Source organism: Oceanobacillus piezotolerans (assembly GCF_003665065.1).
GTDB lineage: Bacteria > Bacillota > Bacilli > Bacillales > Amphibacillaceae > Oceanobacillus > Oceanobacillus piezotolerans.
The window spans coordinates 120458-134395 of record NZ_RCHR01000006.1; the positions used below are offsets into that span (position 1 = coordinate 120458).

13 protein-coding genes and 1 other annotated feature are annotated in these 13938 nt (G+C 39.0%); of the genes, 10 read left to right on the forward strand and 3 right to left on the reverse strand.

The features are described from left to right. Window positions 1–9 precede the first annotated feature (9 nt). The 5 genes from D8M04_RS16060 (at window position 10) to D8M04_RS16080 (ending at window position 4182) form a co-directional block, all read left to right on the forward strand. Window positions 10–495: a DUF456 domain-containing protein gene (locus tag D8M04_RS16060; RefSeq protein WP_121524435.1), complete on the forward strand. Its 486-nt coding sequence runs from the start codon at window positions 10–12 to the stop codon at window positions 493–495. 26 nt (window positions 496–521) lie between these two features. Next, on the forward strand, window positions 522–1352 hold the full coding sequence (thiD, locus tag D8M04_RS16065) for a bifunctional hydroxymethylpyrimidine kinase/phosphomethylpyrimidine kinase (RefSeq protein WP_121524436.1): 831 nt from the start codon (window positions 522–524) through the stop codon (window positions 1350–1352). A gap of 4 nt (window positions 1353–1356) precedes the next feature. Continuing rightward, a complete protein-coding gene (locus D8M04_RS16070) occupies window positions 1357–1908 on the forward strand; it encodes a cysteine hydrolase family protein (protein WP_121524437.1) in 552 nt (183 codons plus the stop codon). Between the two features lie 186 nt (window positions 1909–2094). After that, window positions 2095–2318: a binding site (T-box leader), on the forward strand. A gap of 96 nt (window positions 2319–2414) precedes the next feature. Further along, the gene (proS, locus tag D8M04_RS16075; protein WP_121524438.1) at window positions 2415–3854 is read left to right on the forward strand and encodes a proline--tRNA ligase; all 1440 of its coding nucleotides are present in this window, start codon (window positions 2415–2417) and stop codon (window positions 3852–3854) included. A 79-nt stretch (window positions 3855–3933) separates the two neighbouring features. Continuing rightward, the gene (locus D8M04_RS16080) at window positions 3934–4182 is read left to right on the forward strand and encodes a hypothetical protein (protein WP_121524439.1); all 249 of its coding nucleotides are present in this window, start codon (window positions 3934–3936) and stop codon (window positions 4180–4182) included. Between the two features lie 3 nt (window positions 4183–4185). On the opposite strand, the gene trhO is transcribed toward D8M04_RS16080, so the two are convergent. After that, window positions 4186–5160 (reverse strand): oxygen-dependent tRNA uridine(34) hydroxylase TrhO, encoded by a 975-nt coding sequence (gene trhO / locus D8M04_RS16085; RefSeq protein ID WP_121524440.1) that lies wholly within the window; start codon window positions 5158–5160, stop codon window positions 4186–4188. Window positions 5161–5724: 564 nt separating this feature from the next. On the opposite strand from trhO, the gene D8M04_RS16090 reads away from it, so the two are divergent. From D8M04_RS16090 to D8M04_RS16100, 3 genes are all read left to right on the forward strand, one after another. Then, window positions 5725–8583, forward strand: coding sequence for a 2-oxoglutarate dehydrogenase E1 component (locus D8M04_RS16090; protein ID WP_121524441.1), 2859 nt, complete (start codon window positions 5725–5727; stop codon window positions 8581–8583). A gap of 512 nt (window positions 8584–9095) precedes the next feature. Continuing rightward, window positions 9096–9293, forward strand: a complete 198-nt coding sequence (gene cspD, locus D8M04_RS16095; protein ID WP_011064983.1) for a cold-shock protein CspD — start codon at window positions 9096–9098, stop codon at window positions 9291–9293. Window positions 9294–9709: 416 nt separating this feature from the next. Next, on the forward strand, window positions 9710–10012 hold the full coding sequence (locus D8M04_RS16100; protein WP_121524442.1) for a hypothetical protein: 303 nt from the start codon (window positions 9710–9712) through the stop codon (window positions 10010–10012). 157 nt (window positions 10013–10169) lie between these two features. Here the strand turns inward: D8M04_RS16100 and D8M04_RS16105 are convergent, their stop codons facing one another. After that, entirely contained in the window at window positions 10170–11042 is an 873-nt protein-coding gene (locus D8M04_RS16105; protein WP_121524443.1) for an NAD(P)-dependent oxidoreductase, read from the reverse strand. Window positions 11043–11236: 194 nt separating this feature from the next. Between D8M04_RS16105 and D8M04_RS16110 the strand changes: the two genes are divergently transcribed. Both D8M04_RS16110 and D8M04_RS16115 read left to right on the forward strand, forming a co-directional pair. Further along, window positions 11237–11686, forward strand: a complete 450-nt coding sequence (locus D8M04_RS16110; protein ID WP_121524444.1) for a GNAT family N-acetyltransferase — start codon at window positions 11237–11239, stop codon at window positions 11684–11686. A gap of 71 nt (window positions 11687–11757) precedes the next feature. Then, window positions 11758–12453 (forward strand): TraR/DksA C4-type zinc finger protein, encoded by a 696-nt coding sequence (locus tag D8M04_RS16115; protein WP_342772659.1) that lies wholly within the window; start codon window positions 11758–11760, stop codon window positions 12451–12453. A gap of 57 nt (window positions 12454–12510) precedes the next feature. On the opposite strand, the gene D8M04_RS16120 is transcribed toward D8M04_RS16115, so the two are convergent. After that, entirely contained in the window at window positions 12511–13908 is a 1398-nt protein-coding gene (locus tag D8M04_RS16120) for a S1C family serine protease (protein ID WP_246001304.1), read from the reverse strand. Window positions 13909–13938 lie beyond the last annotated feature (30 nt).

Genomic DNA, 13938 nt, shown 5'->3' on the forward strand with positions numbered 1-13938 from the left:
GAGGACAATATGGTAGATTTCATTGTTTGGATCGTTATCATTGCTATGTTTGTTCTAAGCTTTGTTGGTATTTTATATCCGATTGTTCCATCTGTTTTAGTACTATGGGTTGGATTCCTTCTCTATCAATTTATAATTAATCCCGATGAATTAACGATTGTATTCTGGATTGCTATGATTTTGTTTACTGTTTTTCTCTTTGTTGCAGATATTATAGCAAATAGCTATTTTGTAAAGAAATATGGGGGCAGTAAGTGGGGTGAGCGCGGTGCTGCAATTGCCGTCATTGTTGGCTCGTTTATCATTCCACCTTTGGGAGTAATTGTCGTTCCTTTTCTCGCTGTTTTTGTCATAGAATTAATACAGCGACGTACACCAAAGGATGCTATTCGTGCTTCCATTGGTTCTCTGTTTGGTTTTCTTGGAGGATCGGCAGCAAAAGTCCTCATACAGCTTATTATGATTGTTTGGTTTTTCATTGTCATTTGGTTTTAGATTTATGAAAAGGAAGGGAGTTTGTTATGGAATATCCAAAGAGAGTCCTAACTATAGCAGGTTCTGCTGCTGGGGGCAGTGCTGGAATTCAGGCTGACTTAAAGACTTTTCAGGAATTAGATGCTTATGGAATGAGTATTATAACTGCGATGGTAGGCCGTCATCCAAAGACACAAAAGAATGTGCATCTAGTCGGTGAAGAGGCAATTGAAGCACAATTCGCAACAGCAGTACATCAGGTCGGAGTGGACGGATTAAAAACCGGAATGTTGTTTACTAAGGAAACGATTGAACTGGTTGCTGGCTTAATTGCTTCTTCTGAAGTAGAGACCGTTGTAGTCGATCCTGTTATGATTGGTAAAATGAATTCCAAGCTGCTAAAAGAAGATGCAATGGAAGCTTTAAAACTAAAGTTAATTCCACTTGCAACCATCATTACACCTAATGTGCCGGAAGCGTCCCAATTACTTGGAGGAAGAACCCTTACTACGGTAGAGGACTTAAAGCAAGCTGCTGTGGACTTGTACCAACTTGGGGCAAAAAATATTCTCGTTAAGGGCGGGAGATTAGAGGGCCCGGCGATTGACGTTTTGTATGATGGGCAGCATGTAACAACCTTCAAAGCACCACGTATTAATACGATTCACACAAGTGGAGCAGGGTGCACCTATTCGGCAGCTATTACTGCCTTCCTTACAAAGGGATTGGAAGTGAAAGAGGCAGTCAGATTTTCTAAAAGTTTTGTTACTACAGCAATCGAACATGGTTTTTCTTACACGGAAGTGGTTGGACCTACCTATCATGCAGCAGAAAGGAAATATGGAGAAGCACATAAAATAATAGTGAATGAGGGATGATGAAATGACAAAGCGAGCCTTAATTAATGTAGACTATACATATGATTTTGTAGCAACAGATGGAGCACTTACCTGTGGTGAACCTGGACAAGCTATTGAAGCGGAGATTGTGAAACTAACGGAAGCGTTTATCGAAAATGATGACTATGTAGTATTTGCCATCGATGTACATCACGAGGAGGACCCTCATCATCCAGAAACGAAGCTTTTCCCTCCGCACAATATTATCGGCACCTCTGGGAGAGATCTCTTTGGAGACTTAGCACGTGTTTATCAGGACAACCGGGACAAGGAGAATGTTTATTATATTGATAAAACGCGTTATAGTGCATTTGCAGGAACAGATCTTGAGATTCGGCTACGTGAACGGGGAATAGAAGAGGTTCATATTGTAGGCGTTTGTACGGATATTTGCGTGCTGCATACTGCCGTCGATGCGTACAATAAAGGTTTTAACATTGTAATTCATAAGGACGCTGTAGCAAGCTTTAATGGAGCGGGGCATGAATGGGCATTAGGGCATTTTACAGATACTTTAGGTGCAAAAGTGGAGTAAGCTTTTATCTTATAACGACAGAGAAGGTACATTTGCAGAGTGATTAAGAGTAAATTGTTTTCCATGGGAAGTGTCTCCTTTTTAAAAGGAAGTTAGACATGGGTACTGCTTTTCCCATCCAAAAAATCACTTCCCCTTTCTTGACTTTACGCTTTCCTACATATATATTAGGTTATATTAATAATAATAGAAACGTTGAAGAGGAATAGTATAATTTAAAGTCTTTTGAAGAGAGGAAATGGCTGGTGTGAATTTCCATAGACATGAATTAGAACCTGCCTCAGAGTTCGCCATCAGAAAAGCGTGTTTGCTGTAAGATGTGCGCGGTGGATAACCGTTAACAAGCAGAGTGTGCAAGTGTCTTCTTATCTTGCAAACAAGGGTGGTAACGCCAAACCTCGGTCCCTTTTTTGGATGGAGGATTTTTTGTGTGCAAGAAGAGCGGAGCACTCGGCCTTTGGTATATACAATTAATTAAAAACAAAACATATAAAGAGGTGTTCAACATGGGTAAAAAGAATAAGCAGTTTGTGGAGAAGATTACTGCAATGGAAGATGATTTCGCACAGTGGTACACGGATGTTGTAAAGCAGGCGGAATTGGTTGACTATGGTCAGGTTCGTGGAACGATGATTATCAAACCATACGGCTATGCGATTTGGGAAAATATTAAAGATGAATTAGACAAAAAAATTAAAGAAACAGGACATTCTAATGTTGCCTTCCCACTATTTATTCCAGAAAGTCTCCTGCAAAAAGAAGCAGACCATGTGGAAGGATTTGCCCCAGAAGTGGCATGGGTCACACATGGTGGAGATGAGGAATTAGCTGAGCGTATCGCAGTGAGACCGACATCAGAAGTGCTTTTCTGTGATTATTATTCAAAAAACATTCATTCTTATCGTGACTTGCCAAAACTATATAATCAGTGGGCGAATGTCGTACGCTGGGAAAAAACAACACGCCCATTCTTACGGTCATCTGAATTCCATTGGCAGGAAGGTCACACAGCACATGCAACAGATGAAGATGCTTCTCAAGAAACAGATAGAATGCTTGGGGTTTATGCAGATCTTGTTGAAGATTATTTAGCAATCCCTGTTTATAAAGGACGCAAAACAGATAAAGAAAAATTTGCTGGTGCAAAATATACATTAACGATTGAAAGCTTAATGCATGATGGAAAAGCATTGCAATCCGGTACTTCTCATCATTTTGGTTCAGGTTTTGCTGAAGCATTCGATATTACTTATTTAGATGAAAATGGAGAAAGTCAATTTGTGCATCAAACATCATGGGGACTTTCAACTCGTATTATGGGTGCACTGATTATGGTTCATGGAGATAATCGCGGTTTGGTCATCCCACCACGTATTGCACCTACACAAGCAATGATCGTTCCAATTGCACAACATAAAGAAGGTGTTTTGGATAAAGCTTATGTACTTCGCGATCAGTTGAAGAACATCGTTCGTGTTGATATCGATGCAAGTGACAAGATGCCAGGCTGGAAGTTTAACGAGTACGAAATGAAAGGTATCCCAGTTCGTATTGAAATGGGACCTAAGGATATTGAAAAGGAACAAGTCGTTCTTGTACGCCGTGATACAGGAGAGAAAGAATTTGTACACTTAAGCGATTTAGAAGAACGTTTGCCAAAATTATTAGAAGAAATTCAGCAAAATCTATATGACAAAGCATTGGCACACCGTGAGGAAATGACAACAGTTGCTACAAACATGGATGAATTTAAACAAACGCTCGAGGAAAAAGGCGGATTCATTAAAGCAATGTGGTGTGGAGACTTAGCATGTGAAGAAAAAATTAAAGAAGACACATCTGCTACCTCCCGTTGTATTCCATTTGAACAAGAACAAGTTTCTGATACTTGTGTATGCTGTGGAAAAGAAGCAAAAGAATTGGTGTATTGGGCAAAAGCATATTAATTTTAGGTCTAGAAGGGCGTCCATTTGGGCGTTCTTTTTTTGGCTTAGGTTTAGGTGCTGACCATGAGTAAACATCGCTTTGGAGAAGGAAAACATCACCCTTGAGAAGCAGAACATCCCCCTCGAGCGAGGAAACATCGCCTTCGAGCGAGAAAACATCACCTTCGAGAAGAAGAACATCGCCCTCGAGCGAGAAAATATCACCTTCGAGAAGAAAAACATCCCCCTCGAGGGAGTAAATATCGCCTTTGAGAAGAAGAACATCGCCATCGAGAAGAAAAACAAACAACTGGAACATAAAAAAGGCGACCCTATCGGTCGCCTTTAAAGTTTATGCTTCTTGCATATCAAATGTTTCACCAAGTGCTGCAAGTCGAGCTTCGACTTCATCTCTTGATAATTCTTGCTCTTTTACATATAAGTTACGTGGGTGTACTCGGCATTCATGTGTACAGCCGCGCATATATTTATGCTCGTTTTCTTCGGAGCAAAGCATTTGTCTATTACATTCAGGATTTGCACAATTTACAAAGCGTTCACAAGGTTTTCCGTCAAAATAGTCCACGCCGACTACAACATGTTCTTTTTGATTAATATCTACAGTGAGGCGCTCGTCAAAGACGTAGCATTTTCCATCCCATAGTTCACCTTGCACTTCTGGATCTTTACCATACGTAACGATTCCACCATGCAGCTGGGCAACATCTTCAAATCCTTCTTTTATCATCCAACCAGTGAATTTCTCACAACGAATTCCACCAGTACAATACATTAATACTTTTTTACCTTCAATTAAATGTTTATTTTCGCGAACCCACTCAGGTAGATCGCGGAAAGTCTCTATATCTGGATTTATAGCACCACGGAAATGGCCTACTTCATATTCATAATCATTTCTTGTATCAATAATGACGGTATCCTCACGTTGCATCGCTTCATACCATTCTTGTGGAGATAATTTTTCACCAGTGATTTCTTTTGGATCCACATCTTCCTCTTCAGACAAACGAAGCGTAACTAGTTCTTTACGAGGGCGTACATGCATTTTCTTGAATGCATGACCATCATGTTCATCCACTTTAAACACTAATTCAGCGAAGCGAGAGTCCTTATGCATTTCTTCCATATAAGCATTGGTTTGTTCTACTGTTCCAGAAACAGTACCGTTAATTCCCTCTTTAGCGACTAGGATGCGTCCTTTTAATCCAAGCTCTTTGCAGAACTTAAGATGATCTGCCGCGAATTCTTCTGGGTTTTCAATATCTACATAATGATAGTACAACAAAACTCGATAATCTTTTGCCATTTTTATTTACCACCTATTCCATTTATATTTGCAAGATACAAATGTACGGTAGTCGGTATTCAATTATTATCTTGCAAGATAATATTCTACCACGATAGAAATCATTTCTCAATAGGTGCAATCAAAAATGACAAACCACAGTTTAATAAATGATTAATGAAATAACAGAAAGATAGTTATGTGTTACAATGAATGTAAACGATTACATTTAACGAAATTTATATTATAATGGAGGCATAAGGAGGGAATCCTATAAAAAGGAAAGCCTGATATTTATTCCATTTAGTACTGCCAGTTTTAGTTATCGTAGTGTCGATAGCATTTTTTGGACAATTAAATCCATAAGTACTACTAAAAACGTGGTTAGCATGGGTTTATGGAATCGTAAATGGGATATGATGTTAATTGAATAGAGTACTTCTTTCATGCCGCATATTTATAACATTATATTAAATCATTTACTGGATATTTTTATATTGACAATAGGTTAACATTTTAGGTTAATAGATAGCGGCACTAATCGGATGCAAGAAATACACAAAGTATAAATAGGAGTGCAGGAATATGAATAACAATCATAGAAATCCATGGAACGATATTAGTGGTTCCAATATGGGCTATGTCTTCCAGCAATATGAAATATATTTGGAAAATCCCGATAATGTAGATGAGAGTTTTAATGAGCTGTTTAGCAAGTGGGGAGCCCCTCAAGAAGGTTTACTTCAAAAGGAGAGCCCTGGAATGAAACCTAATGAAATGATAAATAAAATGAGAAAATTGATTGCAGCGGTGGAGCTAGCAAGCAATATACGCAAATATGGACACTTGCAAGCGAATCTAAATCCACTCGTAAAATCAATAGAAAATCCTATGTTGGATTTAGCTGCCTATCGTCTAACGGAAGCAGATTTAAGAGATATTCCAGCAGCATTTATCTGTGAGGGGAATGGTAACGGATTTAGCGACGGTTTCGAAGCAATTCAGTACCTTAAAAAAATATATACCTCTACCGTAGGGTTTGAGGTTGAACATATAGAACCGAGCGAAATAGATTGGATGAGACAAAAGATAGAAGGTGGATACATAAATAGAACGTGTTCTGCTGCAGAAAAGGAAGCTTTATTAAAAAGCTTATATGAAGCAGAAAAATTTGAGCAATTCATAGGTAAGACCTATGTTGGCCAAAAGCGTTTTTCTGTAGAAGGCTTAGAATCCTTAGTACCTTTTATCAATGAACTTGTAACGCTATCGGCAAAAAGCAATGTGAACCATGTTGCTATCTCTATGGCCCATCGTGGCAGATTAAATGTTCTTACTCATGTATTAGAGAAGCCATACGAAGCCATCCTCTCACAATTTCAACATTCTAAATGGGTTAATACAGACCCAACCCTGCAAATAGCAGAAGGGTTTACAGGAGATGTGAAGTATCATCTTGGTGCAGTAAAAGAGAAAAACATAGATGGCAGAAGAATAAAAGTTTCGCTAGCCTACAATCCTAGCCACTTAGAGATTGCTGGGTCTGTAGTGGAAGGCTATACAAGAGCATTACAGGATGACCGTTCAGGAAAAGGTTATCCAAAGCAGGATGTAGATAAAGCAATACCTGTACTTGTGCATGGTGATGCTGCTATCTCTGGACAAGGAATAGTCCAAGAACTCCTGAATTATGCTCGCACGAAGGCCTACGGTACAGGTGGAACCATTCATATCGTTGCGAATAATCATATCGGGTTTACAACGGAAAGCGAAGATGATCGTTCTACCGTTTATTCCAGCGATGTAGTGAAAGGGTATAATATTCCTGTTTTGCATGTGAATGCAGATGATCCTGAAGCATGTTTGGCTGTAGCTAAGTTAGCATTTGAATATAGACAAACCTTTCATAAGGATGTGCTTGTCGATATTAGTGGTTATCGTCGATTAGGCCATAATGAGATGGACGAACCTAGGATGACGAGCCCAGTCACATATAAAGTGGTTGACAAGCATCCAACGATAACAGCTGTTTATACAAAGCAATTATTAAAAGAAGAATCCATTTCCGAGGAGCGTATTAAAGAAATTGCTTCAGACACGCTAGGTAAACTCCAGAAAGCATATGAAAGTATAGAACAAAATATAGAAGAGTTAAAACCCATCCAGAACAGACATGAGGCTTTTGGAAGTGAAATACCAAGCGTAGAAACAAAGATAGATAAATCAGCTTTAATCGAAATAAATGATGAATTACTGAAATGGCCAGAAGGTTTTAACGTATTTAATAAGTTGAGAAAGATATTAAACCGGCGCCGTGATGCCGTAGAGAACCACAAAAAAATAGACTGGGGTCATGCAGAAGCATTAGCGTTTGCCTCAATACTGAAAGATGGCACGTCCATTCGATTAACTGGTCAGGATTCAGAACGAGGTACATTCTCTCATCGTAATGTGGTGTTATCAGATGAGATAACAGGTGAAAAATATAGCCCAATGCACACGATTAGTACTTCTAATGCATCCTTTGATATTCGGAACAGCACTCTTTCTGAAAATGGGGTCTTGGGCTTCGAATATGGATATGATATAGCAGCTCCTGAAACATTAGTAATGTGGGAAGCTCAATTCGGTGACTTTGCGAATGGTGCCCAAATGATTATTGATCAATTTATCGCATCTGGAAGAGAAAAATGGGGACAAAAATCTGGTTTGGTATTGCTATTGCCACATGGATATGAAGGGCAAGGGCCTGAACACTCTAACGCGAGACCGGAACGTTACTTACAGCTGGCTGCGGAAAATAATTGGACAGTTGCTAATTTCTCAACTGCTGGCAACTATTTTCACGCTTTAAGGAGACAGGCTGCAGTTTTAAAAACGGAGGAAGTACGTCCGTTAGTAATCATGACACCGAAGAGCCTTTTACGTCATCCATCAGCAGGAGTTTACCTTGAGGAATTAACACAAGGGCAATATAACCCGATTATGGAACAGCCAGGACTGGGGAAAATCGCAGATGAAGTAGAGAGAGTAGTGCTTACAACTGGTCGAATAGCTGTTGAATTATCCGATATGGTAGGAAAGGATCTAGAAAGCTTTCGTTGGTTAGATATTATCCGAGTTGAACAACTTTATCCATTCCCGGAAGAAGAAATAGAACGCGTATTCAATAAATATAGGAATCTTAAAGAAATTATATGGACTCAGGAAGAACCGCAAAACATGGGGGCATGGAATTATATTGCACCACGTATCCAAAAAATCGCACCTAAGAAGATTATGGTCACTTATAATGGCCGTCCAGATATGGCCAGTCCATCTGAGGGAGATCCGTTTGTGCATAAACATGAGCAAGAAAGAATTATTAGTATGACGTTAACCAAAACAAAAGCAGAAGCAAAACCGGACACAAATATAGCTAAACCAGTTAAGAAAATTGGATAAACCCTCTAAAGCTCCAGTAAATGATTAGGGGATTGAGAAAGGGAAGTAATAACACGTTAATGATTCCAGAATTATAGGGTCTGTTATAGAAGGTGTTATCGAGAAAAGAGTATCGATGTAGTGGTTTGGAATTTTATCAGGAGTAAAAAAATATAAAATTAGTTTTTTAAGAAAAATAAATCCTTAATTCCTATTGAAATACAAGGCTTTAGCAGGCTAGCAGCATCACAAGTGAGCAAACTGAAGCGTTTTCCTTGAGGTGCTTCTGGAAGGATGGGATAACGTTTACATCGTTGATATAATTGGATTTGCCTGTCCAATTAAATAAATAAAAAAATTGGTAGCGATTGGTAAAAAAATGTCCTCAAATGCTTGCATTTTTCATAAGAAAAGGTTAAAGTAAAGTTAGCAAAAGGATTGATGTAATACTTTACGACCTCTTTTTCAAGAGCTGTAAAGGTATTTATGTTTCAATTACTTTGCAGTACTATTGATATAAGGAGGTCATTTCAATGACTGGTAAAGTAAAATGGTTTAACGCAGAAAAAGGTTTCGGTTTCATCGAGCGCGAAGACGGAGACGATGTATTCGTACACTTCTCAGCAATCCAAGCTGATGGTTTCAAAACTCTTGAAGAAGGTCAAGATGTTGAATTTGAAATCGTTGAAGGTAACCGTGGACCACAAGCAGCTAACGTAGTTCGCTTATAATAGACGTTTCAAGGGTTTATCTCTCTATGGGATAAACCCTTTTATTTTTACAGCAAAACGGTGCATGCTGAATAGAGCTGTACCGTTTTTTAATAGTCTAGGAAATTATAAAATGAACGACCTGCTGATAATTTTTATCATAAGAAAGGCCACGTCCGGCTCCAGCGCCCAGCAACTAGCAAACTTCACACTCCTTCACTACGATAAGTCAACATCGACTCCCTACGGTCGTCGTGTTTCCTTTATCTCATTGCGGAGCGCTCCAGTTTGTACGTTGCTATACGGGCGCTTGCGCCTTTGTTCTATAAAAAATGGTACAACATGTTAAACGAGAGCAAATGGAAAGTGATAGCTATCGATTATAGCAAGTAAAATTAAATGTCTGGAATGGACAAGTAGTGAAAGGGTTGAAAAGAATGAATAAGAAGGAAATAGAAGCGCACATCATAAATAAATATCAAGCAGATGAAAAGATGATGATTCTTGTCTATGCACAGTGGTGTGTGAATCATGATCTAGATCCAATAGCTCTCTACGAAAAGGCATATCCAAACCAACTGAAAAATCCCGTATTACTCGAGACGTTGGAACTAACTGTTTCAAAACAGGAATCAGAGGAAATTGCTGACCAGACTGTATTAAATATCTTGCATTTGTTTGGGAATGATGATTTGGCATTTGTTGTACAAGAGGAAATACAACAGCGAAAAAAGAAATAACAGATATTTAAGTATAGAAAGAAAGTATTAATCTATTAATCTACTAAGACCTAAAATTAAAATGGTATTTAATACAATATTGAATAAGGGAAACGCCATAATTAAGCGTCTCCCATTTTTATCTGGATTTCGAACAGATCACTCTGTCCTTTAACTCCTATAGAAACAGTTTAATTAATGCCTGTGTCCCACTATCTTCCTCGCCTTTTTCAGCAAGCTCTTTGTATAGATTTAAGGATAACTCCAAACCGGGTGAAAGCATATCCATCTCTTTTGCAGATTCCAGCGCAATCGTCATGTCTTTTATAAAATGCTTTACATAAAACCCTGGTGCAAAATCGTTCTGCAGCATCCGTGGAGCTAGTTTGGATAAAGAAAAACTCGCTGCAGCACCGGTTGAAATACTTTGTAAGACCTTATCTGGATCTAATCCAGCCTTTTTAGCAAAAGCAATCGCTTCACAAACGCCTATCATATTCGATGCAATAGTAATTTGATTTGCAAGCTTGGTATATTGACCGGAACCAGCCTTGCCCTGAAGGATGATATTCTCGCCCATTACTTCAAAAATTGGTAAAAGAGCATTGAACGCTATTTGATCCCCACCTACCATGATAGCGAGCTTTCCATTCTGAGCGCCAATATCTCCACCTGAAACAGGTGCATCCAATGAATAAATCTCTTTTTCCGATGCTTTTTCATAAATCTCAACTGCTAAAGAAGGTTTTGAAGTTGTAAAGTCCACAACGTAGGAGTTCGGCTTTGCATTCTCTAAAATGCCATGACCCCCGAAGTACACTTCCTCTACATCTGATGGGTAACCTACCATGGTGAAAATCACATCGGAATCCTGTGCTAATTGTTTAACCGTTTCTTTCCAAACTGCTCCCTTTTCAATAAGCTCCTCAGCCTTTGCTTTGGTTCGATTATAGACGTTAACAGCATAACCTGCGTTCATTAAATTTCTGGCCATGCTTTTGCCCATCACGCCAGTCCCAACAAAACCTATCTTTGCCTCTTTTGTAACCATATTAATTCCTCCACCCCTTATAATATTTTCATTGCAAGCTAACTGGCTGTAATTAACGATGAGTAAAATATATGAGAAGCCAGTGACGCCCCGATTCGGTCAACTAATGATCAATTTGAAATAAAAATCTCCCATTGATTGAAGATTCACTTTATCTCCATGATATAGTAAAAATAAAGGGAGGAACAAGTAGAATGCAATGGATAATGAAAACCTTTCAAGAATTAACGAATGAAGAATTATATGGAATTTTAAAAGTAAGGGTCGATGTGTTTGTCGTTGAACAGAAATGTGCTTATCCTGAAATAGATAATTATGACCAATTTAGTCTACACTATTTTTTAAAAATAGATAATGAAATCGCTGCTTATGCAAGAATTTTACCAAAGGGTACAAAATATAAAGAAGAAGCATCCATTGGTCGAGTATTAGTAGTGGAAAAATATCGGCATAAAGGATATGCAAGGGAACTGCTAAATCAAATTATTACCTTTGTTAGAGAGGAGTGGAAAGAACAGAGAATAAAAATTCAAGCCCAACAGTATTTAAAGTCCTTTTATGCCTCTTTTGGTTTTCATGCAGTTTCAGTAGGGTATATAGAGGATGGAATTCCCCATATTGACATGAATTGGATTTGCAGGTAAAGAATCATTCTGGCGCAGTTACACATAGTATAGTTAGTAATCATTTAGCCCATACATCATAAAATGGAGGCATGATAGAAGTGATCACAAATGAAGAACTAGCAGAATTTAAAACTATTTTGTTGCAGCGACAAAACGAGTTAATTCATCATCAACAGGATCATTATGGGATGACATTGGAAATGCCTAAGGAGACAATAGGAGAGTTATCGAATTACGATAATCATCCTGCTGATACTGGGACTGAACTCTTTGAGAGAGGCAAAGATTTAGCGCTAAATGAACATACAGAGAAAGAGCTGGAAGATATTAATAAAGCTCTTCATGCAATAGAAGAGGGAAGTTACGGAGTTTGTGCTGTTTGTGGGGCAGATATTCCTAAGGAACGTCTTATGGCGGTACCAACAGCGGATCGTTGCGTGAAACATGCGAAGCAAGAAGCGTTTGAACACCCAAGGACGATGGAAGAAGAAGTTTTTTCACCGAATATTAATCCGAATGAAATTACTCCTGAAGAACAGGTCGGATACGATGCGGAAGATACCTGGCAGGATATGAGCCGTCACGGCACTTCGGAAACGACTGCAGACTTTTACACTGACATCGAAAATTATGATAATATGTATCCAAATAGTGATGAGACAGTTGGTGCGGTGGAGGATTATGAGAATTTCGCAGCTGCTGATATAGAGGGCAACGCTATTGGAGTTACTCCAAATCATAAGAAGTATGAAAATGAATTGGACGATGAAGAAGATGAGGATTAAAAAAGAAGGCTCCTTGTAAGGAAGGGGCCTTCTTTCTGTATATTTCACTTCTGGATTTTAGTTTGATTGTTCAGCTAGCTGTAAATCAGTTGTTTGAGTTTCTCCATTTCTAACAAATTCTACTTCAATAGACTCTCCAACCTCGGTCTCTGAATATAAGAACTGTCTTAGCTCAAGGATGGAAGTAACCACATGGCCATTGATTTTAGTAATAACGTCAAACTGTTGTAAGCCTGCTCGTTCAGCTGCAGAGTTTGGTTGAACGTTAGCAACGACCATTCCACCTTCAATTCCATCTGGAAGTACAATTTCAGAACGGTACTCAAAAGGCACTTGGTATAGAGAAACGGTTGCGATACCTATCTCTGGTCTTGTTACCTCCCCATCCTGTTCTAATTGCTCCATGATTGGAAGGGCGGAATCAATCGGAATCGCAAAACCAATACCTTCTACTGCACCTTGAGCAATTTTCATCGAGTTAATCCCTATAACATTTCCTTCCGCATCAACTAAGGCACCACCACTGTTACCAGGGTTAATTGCTGCATCGGTTTGCAGTACTTCAGTTACCCAGTCAGCCTGTCCGTCTCCATTGGTATCCACCGAAACAGAGCGGTTTAATCCACTAATAATGCCTTTTGTAACAGAGTTAGCAAATTCAAGTCCTAGAGGATTCCCAATTGCTAGTACTGTTTCTCCGACCTTTAAGTCGGAAGATGAACCAAGATTAGCGACTGTATTAATTTGAGATCCGTCGATTTCTAATACTGCCAAGTCAGTTAAAGCATCGCCGCCTAATACTTTAGCAGGAAGTCTTACTTCATCATTTAACACAACTTCTACCTGTTCTGCACCGTCTACAACGTGTTGATTGGTTACGACATAGGCCTTACCGTTTTCCTTTTTGTAGACAATACCAGATCCGGTACCTGCTTCCTGATTACCTTCCCATATGCTTTGCTGCTGCAAGTTCACCACACCTACAACCGCCTCTGAAACCTCCTGTATATCGGTTGAGACTGTAGCATCTTCTGCGGAAAGATTATCAATCATTTGTGGCTCACCGCTTGTTTCTGTAGCTTCTTCGTTGTTAGATCCATCCGCTGCAGAATCGATATCAATTATGCCGCTCGTTAATAATAACACAACGACTACAGCGGAAATGACACCACCAACGATACCTCCAAGGAAAATGCTGCCCCAGTTTCTTTGCTTTTTAGGATTTGCTCGATAGGTTGATTGCTCTTCTATGTTAGTTGGAGCTTCATTTGTAGAAGCGATCTGTTCCTCTGAAGTATAGTCTTGTGAGGTAACGGTTGTTTCCCTTTCATCAAGTGGGGTATTATATTCGTTCCTAGAGTTGGAATCTGTTTCTCTTTCTTGCTCATAGGAATTTTCAGAGATGTCACCGTTGTTTTTGCGGAATGAATCTCTTTGATTTTCGTTATTCTCCAAAAATATCACCCTTCTCCTCGTTAGTTTATT